Origin of the sequence: Pseudomonas sp. PMCC200344, from assembly GCF_030053095.1 — a bacterium.
In the GTDB taxonomy this organism is placed as follows: domain Bacteria; phylum Pseudomonadota; class Gammaproteobacteria; order Pseudomonadales; family Pseudomonadaceae; genus Aquipseudomonas; species Aquipseudomonas svalbardensis.
This window is the reverse complement of the sequence record NZ_CP125618.1, coordinates 2,331,887-2,349,937: the sequence shown is the minus strand read 5'-3', so window position 1 is coordinate 2,349,937 and position 18,051 is coordinate 2,331,887. Positions and strand designations below refer to the sequence as shown.

The window sequence follows — 18,051 nt, the reverse complement described above, 5'->3', positions numbered from 1 at the left end:
ATTATTTTCCTTCTGCTGAAGTGGCGGCCAATCTGGCCTGGAGGGCACGAAAAGCGATGCCACGCTCGTCACCCAAAACAAAGCTTTTTACGCCGCGAGCCAACCACCGTCCGTGGTCGCCCGGCTGACGTGGAATCGCGCAATACGGCACGCCCGCGGCACTCGCCGCATGCCAGCTGGAGAGCAGCGCTTGCTGCACCTCGGGCCGGTCGATCTGCCAAGGCATGCCCATCGATTGCGATAAGTCGGCGGCCCCTTCCAGAATCATGTCCAAGCCAGGCACCGCGGCAATCTCTGCCGCCCGCCGCACACCTTCGGCACTTTCGATCATCGCCACGACCATGATTTGCTCATTGGCCAGCGCGACGTACTCCGCCAGGCTGTGTTTGCCAAAGGCACCGGGGCGACCGGCATTCAGGCTGCGGGTGCCCTGCGGGTGGTATTTGCACGCCCGAATGCTTTCGGCCAAGGGCTCGGGGCCTTCGATCATCGGCAACACAATGCCCTGGGCACCGCCATCGAGCAGGCGCAGCAGGATTTTCGGGTTGAGGTCGGCCACCCGCACCAGCGGGGTCAGTGCGTAACTTTCGGCGGTGCGGATCATGTTCTCCACGGTCTCGGGATTGATCAGCACGTGTTCCATATCGATGATCACAAAATCGAAACCGGCCTCGGCAATCAGTTCAATGGCCGCTGGCGACGGAATCGAGCTGATCAGGCCGTAGACCGGCTCACCTGTTCTGAGCTTCTGCTTGAGCAGATTGGTCCTCAGCATGATTGCGGCCGGAAGGCGTGCAGCGGATTCGGCACCGATTTGAAACGACGTTCGCCGTCGCCCAGCAGGCGGCGCTTGGTCAGTTCTTCCACTTCATAAAACGGCGCGAAGACATCAAACGCTGCATAACGCGGGCGGTGTTGCGGATGCTCGGCCTGGTAAGCGGTGATCACCTCGGCAGTTATCTGCCAGAACAAGGCTTCTTCCAGCTGATAGTGCTGATGCAGGAAGATCGCCATCTCGGCCAGGGCGATGAAAAAGAACGAATCACAGGAAAAATCCCGGACCGCATCCAGGTCGTCGGTGAGGATGAACGAATTGCGGTTGAGCTTGGCGTGGCTGGCGGGCAGCGGCACCAGGGTCGGACACAGCTCGGGGCGCCCCAAGTGCTGCGGTGAATAGCGCACGCCGTCATGGAAGTCTTTCAGGGCAATACGTTGCGGCCAGCCCTGCTTCACGATCAGGACGATGTTCTGCCCATGGGATTCCATGCCGATGCCTTCGGCGTACAGCATGTGAATGATCGGTGACACCGCCACCTGCAACAGTTGGCGCGTCCAGGCGTGCAGGCCGTATTGAGCAATCCACGCATCGATGAACGGCTTCTGTTCACCGCTGCCGTAGCGGTTGTCCACGGAGCTCAAACCATTGAACGGCACCGCTTGCTCGTCGTCTTGCAGGTACTGGTGAATGCTCTCGCGCCACAGGGTGCCCATCGTGCCGTAGGCCTGGGACATCCGCGTGGCGGGCAGGTGATCGTAGTCAAAACTGACCCCGACCACTTCTCCGAGTATTACAAAGCCAAGGTCACGGGCGGTGCTGTCGCTGCCGATCAACTGCTGCAACCAGTCGGTGATGATCGGGCCGTTCATCACCGTGTGCCGGGCCAGAATTCGGGTGCTGGAGGTATTGGTCATGCTCAGCGCGAGCTTGACGTAAGGCCGCTTTTTCTCAGTGACGTTGGCCAGGGTGCGGATCGATTGCTGCGCCTGATAGCGATCATCCGTGGTGCCCAGATAGATCACTTCACCGCTGACCAGTTCTGGGTAGAAAACGGGAACGATGACGTTTTCCCACTGCCACGGGTGCACCGGCATCAACCAATAATCGCCCATCGCCTTGCCGTGGTCGGTGAGGGTCTCAGCCAGTTGCTGCCAGCGCTGAAATCCGAATTCCTGCTGGATAAATCCTTCGTAATCCAGGTGCTGCGAGATGTTCATCGCCCCGCAGGATTTGGCCACGGCCAGCCAGACAATCGCGATGGGCGCGGCAAATTCCGGCCCGTAACGGGCGTTGTCCTTGAGCGAGAAACCGATGCGCGATTTGTAGCAAGGGTGATAGCTGTGGGCGTCCATGAAGTGCTGCTCCAGCGCATCGACATCCAGTTGATGGGTTGGCTTTGCCGCTTGGTAACCCTGGCTGCGCGATTGCAGATCCTTGAGCATCGTTTGTTCAAGCTCATAGGTGAAGCGTGGCAGGTGCGGGCTTTCCTGAAGTTCGATCAGCAGCTCCGCCAATGCTTGATGAAGGTGCGGCCGGCTGCGCGCACCCAACGCATCTACGCGTTCGAGACTGGCATAGTCGAGACGGATCAGCTCGAAGCTTTCGCTGAGCAATCCGCTGCAGTGGTACTCCACCGGTTGTTGCTGCGCGTCGAAGCCGCTGACGACAAAACGGTACTGGCCGCCATCGAGGGGCGAATGGCGATACGGCAGGACGTTTTCATACAGCAGCGTTTGCAGCAGCTGGCCCACCACGCGCTGTTCCACTTGCTGATAGTGGCGGGGATCGGCCGTCGCCAGCCAGACGCCTGGCGCTGAATCCGCAGCTTGATGTGTTGCCTGTGAAGAAGTCGCCATAGTCATAACCTTGTCCGTGAAAGAATTAACGGTGTTCGAGGGCTGAGGGCAATGCCTCGGCCGGCTCGTCGGATGCGTGAACGGGAAAACGCCAGGCACAGGGCAATGCCAGCAGGATGAGAATGCCGGTGGCCATGAAGACCTCGCTGATCGCCCCCGAGCTGGCCATCGAAACCACCCCGCCCCCGGTCTCGGCAGTCAGGCGGAATTCCAGCCACAGGGAGGCGATCACGATGGCCAGTGACGAGACGAGACGACGGGAAATGTTGTTCATCGCCGCGCCCTGAGTGACCATCGATTCAGGCAGCGCATCGAGCCCGGCGGTGGTGATGGGGATATAGGACAAGCCCAGCCCGGCACCGCGGACCATCATCAGAAAAAACACCACACCGATTGAAGCGCCAGCCCCCAGCACGCCCAATCCCAATGTGGCGCCCCCGGTCAAAAGCAGCCCCCAGAGCACCACGCCACGCGGGCCGTGACGGTCCAGCCACTTGCCGCCGAGATGCCCGAACAGGCTGGCGAACATCGCTGTGCACAGCAGCGACAGGCCGGTCCAGATAGCGCTGTAGCCCATCACCACTTGCACCAGCAGCGGCAGCAGGACCAGACACTCGAACATGCCGACCGACTGCACCACCGCGATGATCACGCTCAAGCGATAACCGCGCAGGGCAAAGATTCGCAGGTTGAGCAACGGCGCGGTCCGGTTCAGTTCCAGTCGTACAAACGCAACCAGACACAGAATGGCCGCCAGCAGCATGCCAAGGTTGAGGGGATCAATGAGGGCTTCGGCATGGCGCAGGCGGCCAACAGCGATCATCAACAGACCGATGCCCGTCGCGATCAACAGGTAACCCGCCAGATCGAAAGGTTTGCGTTCTGCCGCTTCAGAGGCCGGAAGCACACCGACACCCAGGATCAGCGCCAGCAGGCCAATCGGCACATTCATCAGGAACAGCGAGCGCCAACTGAACCACTCCAGCATCAGGCTCCCGCACAAGGGCCCCAATGCCGGCGCCAGCATGACCGCCGCGCCCCACAGGCCGGTGACCCTGCCCCGCTCGCCCTTGGCGTACACCGAAAAAATGATCGCCAGCGACAGCGGAATCATCAGCCCGCTGGCGATGCCTTGCACCACGCGCGCGGTAATCACCAGCGCGATAGAGTTGGCCAGCGCGCCCATCAGCGAGCCGCAGACAAACAACGCCACGCCCCACAAATACAGGGATTTGCGTCCCATCCGTTGGCTGAGAAAACTGGTGAGGGGCATGGTCATGCCCATGCTCACCATGAACGCCGCCACAATCCAGGTGGCCAACAGCGGGCCGATCTGAAAGGCTTCCATGAACGCCGGCAACGCCGGATTCAGCGAGCTGTTGTTCAGGCTGACCGTCAGCGTTCCCAACAACACATTGACCACCACCAACCAGCGCGGCACGGCAAACGTCAAACTCACGGGGCGACTCCGGCTTCTTGCACAAACACCTGCGGCGGTCGCGGATGACAGAGGAAGTCGGCATGGGAGATGTTGTAGCCATAGGCACCCGCCAGCGGCAGCACCAGCATGTCGCCGATCTCCACCCCGGTGAGCGGGCAATCGCGGCTCAGCACATCCTTGGGCGTACAGAGTTGCCCCACCACGGTCCACTGCTGTTGCACTGCGCCCGGTGTTGCAGGGTGCCGGGGCAGATGAATGATCGGGTGATCATGGCCCTGGGCAACCGGCAAACGAAACTGATGGGTGCCGCCCCGACAGACCAGGAAGTGCTTGCCGTGACTGGTTTTCTTGTCCAGCACTTCAATGACGTAATAGCCGCAGAAAGCGCTGATGAAACGACCGGGCTCAAAGCGCACGATGGGCGCATCGGCGCACGCCGCGAGGGACTGGCCCAAATGCGTACACAAGCGCTGCCAGTCGAATTGCTGCGGCCCAAGGTAATTAACGCCGATGCCACCGCCCACATTGAGGTGAGTGATCGCCGCGGGATCGGCCGACAACGCCTTCCATTGCGGCCAGCGCTGCAAGTACAGATCGAGCAATTGTTCATGGCGTTCCACCAGCGACTGATGAGACATCGCATGCACATGGAAGCCCTTGAGCCGCAGGTGGCTGGCGTTATCGACCCAACTGACCGCCTGAGCCAGTTCCGACTCATCGATCCCGAACGGTGTGGCCGTGCCGGCCATCGCCAGTTTGCTGGAGAGCGGCGACGGAAGTTCAGGGTTGATCCGCAGCAGCACGTCTTGCACGCGCCTCGCTTCCAGTGCCAGCTGCTGCAGGCGGACGATTTCATTCAGGCTTTCGATGTGAATCGCTTCGACCTGATGTTGCAGCGCCGAACGCAGATCGGAGTCCAGTTTGCCGGGGCCGGAGAAGATGAACGGCTTGCGCGTCGGGCAGGCCGGGAGACGATCGATCTCGCCGCCGGAGGAAATCTCGAAGCCGTGCACCAACGGCGCCACGGCGGCCAGGATTTGCGGTTCACTGTTGGCCTTGATCGCGTAGTAAAGCTCTACGCCTTCGGGCAGCGCCGCCATCACCTGCGTGACGTGCTGTTTCAGCGCGTCCAGGTCATAGATGAACAGCGCCAGCGGGTCTTCGTGCTGCGGGCGGGCTTCGTCGATGGCGGCCAATACCGTTGCGGGCAGCTTATCCATGCTTGGCCTCCTTGCCCCACGGGGACACCAGACTGACGTAGCTGGCCTGGCGATCAGCCTTGGCTGCCAGGCGGACTTTCAGGTTGGTTTTACAGGCAATCGGCTGACCGGCGATCAGCGCGTCCAACTCCGGCGCAGCGCGGGTCAATTCGGCGCGGATGCTGATCAATTGCTGTTCCACCCGTTGCCACATCAGCGGCGCCAGGTGCGGACGTTCCCAACTCAGGGCCAGCACAGCCTCGGACAAGTTGTTGACGAACAGGCAATAGACGATGCGATTCCAGCCTTGCTGGCGGGAATAGAGCAGCGACTCACGCACCCTTGGATGAACGTCTGCGTCGATCCGGGAAGCACCCAGTTCGTCGGTCAGTTTGACCCCTTCGAAATCCCGCAGCAGCAAGCGTTGTGGACGACCGTTGTCATGCACCAGCACGCTGTTCTGCAAATGCGGTTCCATGACGATGCCGTGATTGAAGAACAGCGCCAGCACCGGCCGTAGCAGCAGCGCCTGATAGTCGTCGAACCAGCTCAACAGCGTTTGATCGTCGATGTCATTGCCGTTGAACCGGCTCAGGAACTCATGCACCAACGGCGGTAAATGCAGGCCGCGAGCGAACAACGTACCGGCCATGATGCTGCAGTCGGTGCCGGTGTCGAGGCAGAAGTTCTCCCGCAGGATCGCCCCGGTCTGTTCGCGGAACCAGTGGTTATCGGCTTCGCTGGCCTGTTGCGGCGCCCAGCTCAGATTGCCCGGTTCGGCCACCACCGAGAGCCCGCCAAGGGTTTCGGGCTGGGTCAATTGGAGGTTACGGAAGACTCGGTCGATCATCAGTGCGCTTTCCAATTCGTACCAGGCGTTTTTCCTGACGCAGTTGGTGATGCGCACGTTCAGCGAGCCCTTGATAAAGAACTCATGGCCCTCGATGTACCAGGTGCGGATGGACGCAGTGGGGTTGGCCATCAGCCCTGTGGCGCCAAGGTCGACGATGGCCGCGGATTTCAACAAACGCTGAACCCGACCATCCTGCATGAACAGCTGGGCCTGTACCGGGTGCATGCAGATAACCGCGTGCCCTGGCCGCGCCTGCGCTTGATCGGCAAAACCGGCCAGCACTTGGGCTTTGCTCAGGCCGTTGGCCCCGACGTTCAATCCTTCCAGCGGCACCTCGAACAGGTGTAATGGCGTGCGGGCCTGGAATTCCGGGGCGTAGGTTTCCTGGGCCAGATGAGCTGGCCACAGCCGCGCCTTGGGTGCCGGGTGGTTCGGATGACCGAACCACAAGCCCTGCTCGCTGGCGAGGTAACCGCTGAGCGGTGCCGGGTGCTGGCCGTCCATGTTGTGGCCGACGATGGCCGCGGTCAGCAACTGGCTTTGCAACACCTGATCCAGCAACTCGTCGTTACTGGCGCGGGTCATGTGTTCGCACGCCGCGAGCAACTGCTCGACGAACTCGGTAAACCTCAGGCACGACCAGTCGCCCTCGCCACGCCGGGCATAAACATCCGACAGGTAACGGTGACTGCCCAGACCATCACGGCGGTCCACCATCACAAAGAACTGCTGCTGGTTGGGCAGGTTGATGGTCAGGGGAATGCCCTTCCATTCCAGCCCCTCGAGGTAACTGCCCGGGGCGATACCTTGCATCTGCGTCGGCCAACTGTAACTGAGGCAGTTTTCCGGCAGGGCGAACTCTTTGATCAAACAATTAAGCAACGCACGCGTCGTCGCCAACTCACTGACCATATTCGATAAAACACTGCGATCTGGATGATTCATGGGTGCTCCACAGTAGCCCGCGAGGCCACTGGACACGTTATATGGCGAAAAATTAGTTGCTGATCGACCTGTTTAACGGCCGACGAAACCCCATGTAACGACATCACTTCACTGAACCTTTTTAAACAACCAGACGACCATCAAAGTTACCTGCAGCGCTGTCATCAAACTGCAATTCGGCGGACTGCCAACGCAACTTCGATTGATTCATTCAAGGGCGCAACTGCAATAACGCTGCAGCCATCGCGTTATCAAAACGCTGGATCACTTGTTGGCATTGTTCATCGTCGATAATCAATGGCGGCAACAAGCGGATGACATTGCCCTTACGCCCGCCGCGCTCCAGCAACAGGCCTTGTTTGAAGCACTGTTGCTGGATGGCCACGGCCAGCGCCGGGTCCATCGGGAAATGCCCGTGGCGATCAGCCGGCTGGCGCTCGTCGACGATCTCTATGCCCAGCATGAGGCCGCGACCGCGCACTTGGCCGAGGGCCGGATAATGCGCCTGCAACTCGACCAGTCGGTCCTTGAGCCACTGGCCACGACGCTCGGCCTGGGCGGCGAGGTTTTGCTGTTGCAGTACCTGCAACGTGGCCAGCCCGGCGGCCATGGCCATCTGATTGCCGCGGAAGGTGCCGGCGTGATTGCCTGGCTCCCAGGCGTCGAATTCACGACGGATGCCCAACACTGCCATGGGCAAACCGCCACCGACCGCTTTGGACATAACGATCAGGTCCGGCTCGATGTCGGCGTGTTCGAAGGCAAACATCTTGCCGGTGCGGGCGAAACCGGTCTGCACTTCGTCGAGGATCAGCAGGATGCCGTGCTTGCGCGTTACCTCGCGGATCGCCCGCAGCCAGCTCGCCGGGGCACAGTTGACCCCGCCCTCACCCTGCACCGCTTCAAGGATCACCGCCGCCGGCAGTGACACGCCGCTTTCGACGTCTTCGATGAACTGGGTGAAGTAGTGGGTCAAGGCCTCGACCCCGGCCTCACCGCCAATGCCCAGCGGGCAACGGTATTCGTGGGGGTACGGCATGAACTGCACCCCGGGCATCAGGCTGGCGATGGCATTTTTCGGCGCGGTGTTGCCGGTCAGGGCCAGGGCGCCGTGGGTCATGCCATGGTAGGCCCCGGAGAAACTGATGATGTTGTTGCGCCCGGTGAAGGTCTTGGCCAATTTCAGCGCGGCCTCCACCGCATCCGCCCCGGATGGCCCGCAAAACTGCAAGCAGTAATCACGGCCCTGGTTCGGCAACAGGCTGAGCAAGGTTTCGCTAAAGGCGTCCTTGACCGCGGTGGTCAGGTCCAAGGTGTGCATCGGCAGGCCTGAGGCGAGGAAGCTGTCGAGGCTGGCCATGATGGCCGGGTGATTGTGCCCCAGGGCCAAAGTACCGGCGCCGGCCAGACAGTCGAGGTACGTATTGCCCTCGACATCGGTCACCCAGAGCCCGTGCGCCTTGGCGATGGCCAGCGGTAACTTGCGTGGATAACTGCGTACATTAGATTCGAACTTGCTTTGTCGAGCCAAATAGTCGGCATTGGTTTTTTGCAAAGGATTAGAGTGCAATACGCCATCATTCAACATCGCTTCACCCTCGTTAAATTCGATATGCAACTTATTCTCATTAACAAGTTGTTGCAACTAATTCTTACAACCCATTTGGAAATTTACATATAGCTATTTGAACTATTTTAAAAACCATCAGACACGCAAAAAACCAAGTTAATAAACCTGGTATAAACTCCGGAAGCGCCATGATCTAGCCATGATCTTGTAATGAAACTGACAACTTCGATATAGGCTACGGATAGATAGCGACTTATACGCAAGTGTCTCGATCGTTCATTAACTGATGGTGTGCATATGTCCTTCCTCTATACGAATCAGGTCATGGTCCAACGATGGCGCCCCGGTCCCTGGGGCGCATGACACAGGTGAATCAGAAGTCGACGGTCGCCGAAAGGAGGTAGGTGCGCGGGGTCGACAGCGTCAAGCCAGGCTCGCTGTCATCCGAGGCCCCGGCCGAACTCCAGTAGCGCTTGTCCGCCACGTTCTCGACATTGGCACGCAGGGTGATGTTCTTTTCCTCGACCTTGAACGCATAGCGTGCGCCCACGTCGAAACGCTCCCAGGAGTCGATTTCCTTGTTGTTGGACTGGTCCAGGTACTGCGAGCTGGAATAGATGCCGCGGCTGGTCAGGGTCAGGCCCTGCACGGTCGGTACGTCCCACTCGGCGCCCAGGTTGACGTTGTATTTCGGCGTGGCCGGTGCCCGGTTGCCGTCGAAGGTGCCATTGGTGGTGTTACTCAATTCGCTGTCGATGTACATGACACCGCCGAGCAAACGGAAACCATCGAGCGGTTCACCGAACACACTCAGTTCCACACCCGTGTTCTCACGCTTGCCGTTCGGGCCAAAGACGCGCGTCGTGGCATTGGTCTCGTAAGCCGGCTGCTTGATCCGGAACACAGCGGCGGTGACGGCGAACGCACCAGCGTCATACTTGGCACCGACCTCGACCTGGCGGCTGATGAACGGCGGGAAGATCTCGTCCTCGTTCACCGAGGTCGACGGTGCGATCTTGCCCTGGCTCAGGCCTTCCATGTAGTTGGCATACAGCGACAGCTTATCGGTTGCCTTGAACAGGATGCCGCCCGACGGCGAAACCTTTTCCTCGTCGTAGGCGGTGTCGCCTCTGACGTTATCGGTCCAGTCGTCAACCTTCACGCGCTGCCAGCGGGCGCCGAGGGTCAGCAGCAGCCGGTCATCGAAGAAACCCAGGGTGTCGGACAACGCCACACCGCTGGAGCGGTTTTCGGTATAGACCTCCGAATCCTGTCGCGTGGGTCTGACAGGCGTTGGTGTTTCAACGGGGTTATAAATGTTGCTGTTGGCCGCAGCATAACGGGCGCCGCCATTTTCGAAGTCCATGTAGTAATAGCTGGCTGCCAGGTTGACTTCATGGCTTACCGGGCCGGTATGGAACCAGTTGCGCACTCCCGCCGTGGCCGTCCGGACATTTTCGTCACGGGTGAAGTCACGCGGTTGAACGCTGAAATTGCCAGCGTTGTTGGTGACCGAAACGGCATGTCGGAGGAAGTCATGGTTACTTTTGCGCGCGCCCACACCGCCATACAGCATGACGGAATCACTGACATCGTATTCAGCATTCACAGTGCCGAAAGTGTCGTTGGTACTCGCCTTGCTCCAGGGTTGCGCATAGTTGCGGCGCACATCGCTGGCATGCGGAACCTGCGCGTTAGGGCCAACCTGTACGCGCTCCTGCGGTGCGTCGGTATCACGTTCGGTGCGCCCGATGTCCGTCGAGAGTCGCAGGCGTTCACCGCGAAAATCCAGGCCCAGGACGGCCATCTCGCGGTCGACATTCTGGTGATCCCATTCGGTGTCGCCGGACTGCTTCACGCCATTGAAACGAAGACCGAACTTGTTGTCTTCACCAAAGCGCCGGCCAACATCCACGGCACCACCGACCTGGCTGTCGGAAGCGTACATACCGGTGAACGAAGTGATGGGCTTGTCGGTCGCGCGCTTGGGCACCACGTTGATCCCGCCACCCACGCTGCCCCGCGGCGAGATGCCGTTGATGAGCTGGCTCGGGCCTTTGAGGACGTCGACGCGGTCAGCCATCTCCATGTCGATCGTATAGGTCGGCAGGACGCCGTAGAGACCGTTATAGGCAACATCACTGTTGAACAGGCTCAACCCTCGAATGGTGAACTGCTCATAGCGCCCACCCGCCGGGTTGGTGGCGCGAACCGAAGGATCGTTGGCGATCAGGTCGCCCAAGGTACGCGCCTGCTGGTTTTTGACCACCTCACTGGTGTAGGTGGTCATGCTGAACGGCGTTTCCATAAAGTCTTTCGAGCCCAGCAAGCCTTGCGAACCACGGCGCGCGACCTGGCCGCCGGCATACGGATCGCCGTCCACCGGATCAATGGCACCGAGAATCGAGGTGGCGCCCAGTTGCAGGCTGCTGCCTTCCGGCGCTGGCGTCAGGATGTACGCCTCTTCGCCCACCGGCTGCAGTTGCAGACCGGAACCCTGCAGCAGTCGGGCAAAGCCCTCCTCGACCGCGTATTCGCCGGAAAGTCCTGGGCTGGTGCGACTGCCCACCAGTGCCGGGTCCACTGACAGATTGACCCCGGCCAACCCGGCGAAACGGGTCAGCGCTGCGCTGAGGCTTCCTGCCGGCACCTGATAACTGCGTCGAGGCGCGTCTTCGGCCCAACCGGCAGTGATGAACGACGGACAAGCACTCAGACTCAGTAACAGACTCAAGTGCAACAACGGGCGCAGCCTGGAAGAACCCAGACGCGTACTGCAGGGCATCACTACGGGCATTGAGAATCTCTCTGATTTCGTTTCACTTGCCTTGAATGACAAGCGACGCGAAAAAAGGGGACAGGCCTCAGACACTATTTTTGCGCGGCAGCAACGTAACCCAGTAGCGGGTTCGCCTATGCACCTCCAGCGGCAAGCTGGCCGCCAGCAACGTCAGGATGCGATCGGTGTCTTCCAGACGGAAACTGCCGGTGACGCGCAGGGATTCGAGTTCCGGTTCCCAGCGCAACAATCCCGAACGATAGGTGCTGACTTCGCGCAGAAAATCGCCCAGGGGCTGGTTCTGCGCCATCAACACGCCGTCGCGCCAGCCTGGGGCAAGCACATCGAAAGGTTCGACGCGTCCGGCACCCATCGCCTGAAGGCTGACTTGCTGGCCTGCGCGCAATGAAAAGACCGGCCCGCGCAAAGGCTGCAACTGCACAGCGCCTTTAAGCACTGACACCTTGCACCCCGTCTGCCCCTGACGAACGCACACTTCGCTCTGACTGACGACCACTTGCCCGAAGTGCGTCTGGATCGTCAGCGGCGATGTACCGGGCACATTCAGCGCTATTTCGCCTTCCACCAGTGTCAGCCGGCGATTCTTCAGGTCGATATCGACGGCACTCGCGGTGTTCAATTGCAGCGAGCTGCCATCGGCCAACTGGACTTTTTTGCCCTCCCCGGTCGCGGTTCGCAAGTCAGCGCGCCAGACGTCCAGAGGTAGCTGCCGGCTGATCAGCCAGGCGGTTGGCACCAGTGCGACCGCCCCGACGGCGCGCTTGAGCACCGTGCGCCGACTCGTCTGCGGCCGATCCAGGCTGGCCATGGCCAGTGCCGACGGCAGGTCGGCAAAGCGTTGGCGCAAGAGTTGGGCTTTCTGCCAGGCCTGTTCGTGACTGGGATGGCTGTCACGCCAGTGCTGCAGATTGGCACGATCGCGTTCATTGGCGGCGCCTGATTCCATGAGCGCCAGCCATTGAGCGGCAGCCCGCACAACTTGCCGGGCTTCAGCCGAAGGTGTCGAACCGATCACAATTCCACCAGCAGGCAATGTTCATAGGCTTGCGCCATGTAGCGCTTGATCGTGCGCTCCGAGACTTGCAGGCGTTCAGCAATCTCGTGATAACCCAAACCCTCCAACTGGCTCCAGAGAAACGCTCGTCGCACCGCCGTCGGCAATCCATCGAGCAATTCGTCCAGGGCTTGCAGGGTTTCCAGCAGCAACCAACGCTGCTCGGGCGACGGCACGCAGTCTTCAGGCAGCAGCGCCAGCGCACTGAGGTAGGCTTGCTCCAGGCTGCGGCGCTTATAGAAATTGGTGAGCAGTCGCTTGCCGACTGTCGCCAGATAAGCGCGGGGTTCTTGCAGGTCAGCGATGTGCTGGGAGCTGGCGAGTAAACGCACGAACGTATCCTGGCTCAAGTCCGCCGCATCATGGCCATTGCTCATGCGTCGCCTCAACCAGCTTTCGAGCCAGCCACGATGGTCGCGGTACAGGTCGTGGAAGGTTTGCGCCGCCGGCATCGCTGCATCACTCATCTAAAGGAACCCTGCGCGAAGAAATATTTTAAATGCGACTCATTCTAATTAGTGTTGATACTTCAAACCAAGCGCTTTATGCGTTTTGCCCCCAGGAAAAACTGAATATGCAAATGAAAGACAGGTGTTTCTGCCACGCAGCCACCGGTTGATCAGGGCTGAGCGTTATTGAGGGAAATCATCGAGAGGAGTAACAATTCGACACACGGCCGCATTTGGCCGGCAGATGCGGATACCCATGGTTGCGGGGAGCAGGAGAGAAAAGCCAAATCGCAGACACAAAAAACCCCGGTCTTTCGACCAGGGTCTTTGCTATCGACTCGAAGTAGACACTGGCTTTACCAGCAGCTTTCTTCGTAGCTTCAAGGCGTTCAGTGGGCCTTGAGGCAGATATGGCGCAGCGGACGGGACTCGAACCCGCGACCCCCGGCGTGACAGGCCGGTATTCTAACCGACTGAACTACCGCTGCGTATCGCTTTGGACTTGCGTCCAAGTAACTCGTCTGACTGAAAGCTTCGAGGCTTTCAATCTCGAACCAGAATAAACCTGACTCGGAAAATATGGCGCAGCGGACGGGACTCGAACCCGCGACCCCCGGCGTGACAGGCCGGTATTCTAACCGACTGAACTACCGCTGCGCGTCGGTGGAGGCTTTTAAAAGCTTCCATCTTGCTTTCGCAAGACTCTCGGAAGTGGTGGGTGATGACGGGATCGAACCGCCGACATTCTGCTTGTAAGGCAGACGCTCTCCCAGCTGAGCTAATCACCCGTTTGCATCTCCGAGGCCGCGAAATTTACGCAGGTACCGAAGCTAAGTCAATACCCCGCTTGAAGTTTTTCTGAAAAAGACAAAATCATGTCATTTCCCGCAGCGCTGCCCACGGCCGCCTGCAACCTCAAGCCGCCGCTGTCGCGGCCCCCGCTCGGATTACTCGCTGTAAATCATCTTCTTGGTCATGCCGCCATCGACCACGAACTCCTGGCCCGTGACGAAACCGGCGTTCTTCGACAACAGCCAGGCGACCATCGCCGCCACGTCCTCGACCGTACCTACCCTGCCCGCCGGATGCTGTGCATGGTCGGCATCAGTCAGTGGTTCGGCACGACGTGCGGACGGATCCCGCGCATCGATCCAACCCGGGCTGACTGCATTGACGCGGATTTCCGGCCCGAGGCTGATTGCCAAGGCGTGAGTCAGGGCCAACAGGCCGCCCTTGCTCGCCGCATAAGCCTCGGTGTCGGGCTCCGACTGCCCGGCGCGGGTCGAAGCCAGGTTGACGATTGCGCCGCTGTGAGCGCGCAGGTACGGCGCACAGTGCTTGGCCAGCAGCATCGGCCCACTGAGATTCACCGCCAGCACCCGATTCCAGTACACCAGATCAAGGCTTTCAAGGGTGATGTTGTGCGGATCGGCAACCGCCGCGTTGCACACCAGCGCATCCAGACGCCCGAACTGCCCCAGCACTTCGGCGACGCCCAATGCCACCTGCCCTTCGTTCGAGACGTCCATGGCGATGAACCAGGCGTTGTCGCCGAGCACCTTCGCCACTTTCGAACCGCGTACCCGATCAAGATCAGTCAGCACCACTTGCCAGCCTTCGCTGATCAGCCAGGCCGAGATCCCCAGACCAATGCCCCGCGCAGCACCCGTGACCAGTGCAACGCGGCCGTTGGTGCCAGTGGTCGGCGTGGACAACTCGATCACAAGGCAGCCAACCCGCGCGCCAGATCGGCTTGCAGGTCTGCCACGTCTTCCAGACCGACCGCGATGCGGATCAGACTGTCACGAATTCCCGCTGCTTCACGCTCTTGCGGCGCCAGACGGCCGTGGGAGGTAGTGCTCGGGTGCGTAATGGTGGTTTTGCTGTCACCGAGGTTGGCGGTGATGGAAATCAGACGGGTCGCATCGATAAAGCGCCAGGCGCCCTCTTTGCCGCCCTTGACCTCGAAACTGACGACCGCACCAAAGCCTTTCTGCTGACGCAGGGCCAACTCGTGCTGCGGATGGCTTTTGAGACCGGCGTAATGGACTTTCTCGATACCTTCCTGCTGCTCCAGCCATTCGGCCAGTTGCTGGGCATTGGCGCAGTGAGCCTTCATGCGCAGGCTCAAGGTTTCCAGGCCCTTGAGGAAGATCCAGGCGTTGAACGGGCTCAGGGTCGGCCCGGCAGTCCGCAGGAAACCGACGACTTCTTTCATCTGTTCGCTGCGACCGGCCACAACACCGCCCATGCAACGGCCCTGGCCGTCGATGAACTTGGTCGCCGAGTGCACGACGATGTCCGCGCCCATCTTCAGCGGCTGCTGCAACGCAGGGGTGCAGAAGCAGTTGTCGACCACCAGCATCGCGCCTTTGGCGTGAGCGATTTTCGATAACTCGGCGATGTCCACCAGTTCAGCCAGCGGGTTGGACGGCGATTCGACGAACAGCAATTTAGTGTTGGCCTTGATCGCCGCATCCCAACCGGATAAATCCGCCAAGGGCACGTAATCGACTTCGATGCCGAAGCGCTTGAAGTACTTTTCGAACAGGCTGATGGTCGAACCGAACACGCTGCGCGACACCAGTACGTGATCACCAGCGCTGCAGAGGCTCATCACCACCGCCATGATCGCGGCCATGCCGGTCGCCGTGGCCACGGCTTGCTCGGCGCTTTCCAGTGCGGCAATGCGCTCTTCGAACGCGCGCACGGTCGGGTTGGTGTAGCGCGAGTAAACGTTACCCGGCACTTCACCGGCAAAGCGTGCCGCCGCATCAGCAGCGGTACGGAATACGTAGCTGGAAGTGAAGAACATCGGGTCACCGTGTTCGCCTTCCGGCGTGCGGTGCTGACCGGCGCGTACGGCCAGGGTGTCGAACGCTACGCCTTCGAGGTCGCTGTCCAGCCGACCGGCATCCCAATCCTGACTCATGCTGTCACTCCTTGCCTTGCTCTTTTTAGTAGATACAAAACCGGCCCCTCAGGGCCGGTAGTTACTCAGTTGTTATACAGATCAATGATCGCACTGACTGCCTGCGTCTTGACCTTGGAGGCATCGTTACGTGCCTGCTCGATCTTGTTCAGGTAAGCCTCGTCGACGTCGCCGGTGACGTACTGGCCGTCGAACACCGCGCAATCGAACTTCTCGATCTTGATCTTGCCGCCACCGACCGCTTCGATCAAGTCAGGCAAGTCCTGATAGATCAACCAGTCAGCGCCGATCAGATCAGCCACGTCCTGGGTTGAACGGTTGTGCGCGATCAACTCGTGAGCGCTCGGCATGTCGATGCCGTAAACGTTCGGGTAACGAACGGCCGGTGCCGCGGAGCAGAAGTAGACATTTTTGGCGCCGGCTTCGCGGGCCATCTGGATAATCTGCTTGCAGGTGGTGCCGCGAACGATGGAGTCGTCCACCAGCATCACGTTCTTGCCGCGGAATTCCAGCTCGATGGCGTTGAGCTTCTGGCGTACGGATTTTTTCCGTGCTGCCTGGCCCGGCATGATGAAGGTCCGGCCGATGTAGCGGTTCTTCACGAAGCCTTCGCGGAACTTGACGCCCAAGTGGTTCGCCAGCTCCAGGGCCGCGGTACGGCTGGTGTCCGGAATCGGGATAACCACGTCGATGTCGTGTTCTGGACGCTCGCGCAGGATCTTCTCGGCGAGTTTCTCGCCCATGCGCAGGCGGGCCTTGTAGACCGACACGCCGTCGATGATCGAATCCGGACGCGCCAGGTAAACGTGTTCGAAGATGCACGGGGTCAGGGACGGGTTGGTCGCACACTGACGGGTGTGCAGCTTGCCGTCTTCAGTGATGTAGACCGCTTCGCCCGGCGCGAGGTCGCGAATCAGGGTGAAACCGAGCACGTCCAGAGAGACGCTTTCGGAGGCGATCATGTACTCGACGCCTTCATCCGTGTGACGCTGACCGAAGACAATCGGGCGGATGCCATGCGGGTCGCGGAAACCGACGATGCCGTAACCCGTCACCATCGCCACGACCGCGTAACCACCGACGCAACGGTTGTGCACGTCTGTAACAGCGGCGAACACGTCTTCTTCAGTTGGCTGCAACTTGCCGCGCTGGGCCAGTTCGTGCGCGAACACGTTAAGCAGCACTTCCGAATCGGAGTTGGTGTTGACGTGGCGCAGGTCAGACTCGTAAATCTCCTTGGCCAGCTGCTCAACGTTGGTCAGGTTACCGTTGTGCGCCAGGGTGATGCCGTAAGGCGAGTTGACGTAAAACGGTTGGGCTTCGGCCGAAGTCGAGCTGCCCGCGGTCGGGTAACGCACATGACCAATACCCATGTGGCCGACCAGGCGCTGCATGTGACGTTGATGGAACACGTCACGCACCAGGCCATTGTCCTTGCGCAGGAATAACCGGCCATCATGGCTGGTCACGATACCGGCAGCGTCCTGGCCGCGGTGCTGGAGGACGGTTAGCGCGTCATACAGCGCCTGATTGACGTTCGACTTACCGACGATACCGACGATGCCACACATGCGACGCAACCCCTACTTAATGGATCTGAACTGAACACAACTCACTGAGGCGTTTTGGCCATCGGCAAGAGGTGCTCCTTGAACGGTATCTCAGCGGGTACGCTGATACCGCTGGCAAGCCACTGACTGCTCCACCCAAGAATCAGGTTTTTGGACCAGTCTGCAACCAATAGAAATTTTGGCACGAGCTGTGACTCTTGCCACCACCCGTCCTGCTGTACCGGCCCCAGGCTCAATAGCCCGACCGCCACGACCACCAGCAACACGCCACGCGCGGCGCCGAAGGCCATGCCGAGGAATCGATCGGTCCCGGACAGCCCGGTGACGCGAACCAATTCGCCGATAAGATAATTGATCATCGCGCCTACGATTAACGTGGCGACAAACATGATGGCACAGCCCGTGATCACACGGGCCGACGGCGTTTGGATGTATCCGGCGAGGTACTCGGACAATGAACCACCGAACATCCAGGCGACGACTCCTGCGATGATCCAGGTCACCAGCGACAGTGCTTCTTTGACGAAGCCGCGGCTCAGACTGATCAATGCGGAGATGGCGACGATTGCAACGATCGCCCAGTCAACCCAGGTAAATGGCACA

At 60.1% G+C, this 18,051-nt stretch carries 13 protein-coding genes and 3 tRNA genes; all 16 read right to left on the bottom strand.

Annotated features, from left to right (window positions below; translation table 11 throughout):
• Nucleotide 1 precedes the first annotated feature (1 nt).
• Entirely contained in the window at nucleotides 2-775 is a 774-nt protein-coding gene (locus tag QFW87_RS10535) for an aldolase/citrate lyase family protein (RefSeq protein WP_283190447.1), read from the bottom strand.
• The gene (locus QFW87_RS10530) at nucleotides 769-2,640 is read right to left on the bottom strand and encodes an IucA/IucC family protein (protein WP_283190446.1); all 1,872 of its coding nucleotides are present in this window, start codon (nucleotides 2,638-2,640) and stop codon (nucleotides 769-771) included. The genes QFW87_RS10535 and QFW87_RS10530 overlap by 7 nt, the downstream gene beginning before the upstream one ends.
• 19 nt (nucleotides 2,641-2,659) lie before the next feature.
• Nucleotides 2,660-4,087, bottom strand: coding sequence for a DHA2 family efflux MFS transporter permease subunit (locus QFW87_RS10525; RefSeq protein ID WP_283190899.1), 1,428 nt, complete (start codon nucleotides 4,085-4,087; stop codon nucleotides 2,660-2,662).
• Between the two features lie 2 nt (nucleotides 4,088-4,089).
• Nucleotides 4,090-5,295 carry a type III PLP-dependent enzyme gene (locus tag QFW87_RS10520; RefSeq protein ID WP_283190445.1) on the bottom strand — a complete coding sequence of 402 codons (1,206 nt, stop codon included), beginning with the start codon at nucleotides 5,293-5,295 and terminating at the stop codon, nucleotides 4,090-4,092.
• Nucleotides 5,288-7,072, bottom strand: coding sequence for an IucA/IucC family protein (locus QFW87_RS10515; RefSeq protein WP_283190444.1), 1,785 nt, complete (start codon nucleotides 7,070-7,072; stop codon nucleotides 5,288-5,290). The genes QFW87_RS10520 and QFW87_RS10515 overlap by 8 nt, the downstream gene beginning before the upstream one ends.
• A 211-nt stretch (nucleotides 7,073-7,283) precedes the next feature.
• A complete protein-coding gene (locus QFW87_RS10510) occupies nucleotides 7,284-8,660 on the bottom strand; it encodes a diaminobutyrate--2-oxoglutarate transaminase (protein ID WP_283190898.1) in 1,377 nt (458 codons plus the stop codon).
• A gap of 355 nt (nucleotides 8,661-9,015) precedes the next feature.
• On the bottom strand, nucleotides 9,016-11,439 hold the full coding sequence (locus QFW87_RS10505; RefSeq protein WP_283190443.1) for a TonB-dependent receptor: 2,424 nt from the start codon (nucleotides 11,437-11,439) through the stop codon (nucleotides 9,016-9,018).
• Nucleotides 11,440-11,506: 67 nt separating this feature from the next.
• Nucleotides 11,507-12,457 (bottom strand): FecR domain-containing protein, encoded by a 951-nt coding sequence (locus QFW87_RS10500; RefSeq protein WP_283183843.1) that lies wholly within the window; start codon nucleotides 12,455-12,457, stop codon nucleotides 11,507-11,509.
• A complete protein-coding gene (locus tag QFW87_RS10495) occupies nucleotides 12,454-12,963 on the bottom strand; it encodes a sigma-70 family RNA polymerase sigma factor (protein ID WP_008145604.1) in 510 nt (169 codons plus the stop codon). The genes QFW87_RS10500 and QFW87_RS10495 overlap by 4 nt, the downstream gene beginning before the upstream one ends.
• Before the next feature lie 393 nt (nucleotides 12,964-13,356).
• Nucleotides 13,357-13,433: transfer RNA gene (locus QFW87_RS10490), tRNA-Asp, on the bottom strand.
• 92 nt (nucleotides 13,434-13,525) lie between these two features.
• Nucleotides 13,526-13,602 (bottom strand) — tRNA-Asp (locus QFW87_RS10485).
• Between the two features lie 55 nt (nucleotides 13,603-13,657).
• A tRNA-Val gene (locus QFW87_RS10480) sits at nucleotides 13,658-13,733 on the bottom strand.
• Between the two features lie 159 nt (nucleotides 13,734-13,892).
• Entirely contained in the window at nucleotides 13,893-14,669 is a 777-nt protein-coding gene (locus tag QFW87_RS10475; protein WP_283190442.1) for an SDR family oxidoreductase, read from the bottom strand.
• Nucleotides 14,666-15,877, bottom strand: a complete 1,212-nt coding sequence (locus QFW87_RS10470) for an O-succinylhomoserine sulfhydrylase (protein WP_046047729.1) — start codon at nucleotides 15,875-15,877, stop codon at nucleotides 14,666-14,668. The genes QFW87_RS10475 and QFW87_RS10470 overlap by 4 nt, the downstream gene beginning before the upstream one ends.
• Nucleotides 15,878-15,942: 65 nt before the next feature.
• Nucleotides 15,943-17,448: an amidophosphoribosyltransferase gene (gene purF, locus QFW87_RS10465; RefSeq protein ID WP_010456022.1), complete on the bottom strand. Its 1,506-nt coding sequence runs from the start codon at nucleotides 17,446-17,448 to the stop codon at nucleotides 15,943-15,945.
• Nucleotides 17,449-17,489: 41 nt separating this feature from the next.
• Nucleotides 17,490-18,050, bottom strand: a complete 561-nt coding sequence (locus QFW87_RS10460) for a CvpA family protein (RefSeq protein ID WP_074875247.1) — start codon at nucleotides 18,048-18,050, stop codon at nucleotides 17,490-17,492.
• Nucleotide 18,051: the final 1 nt, after the last annotated feature.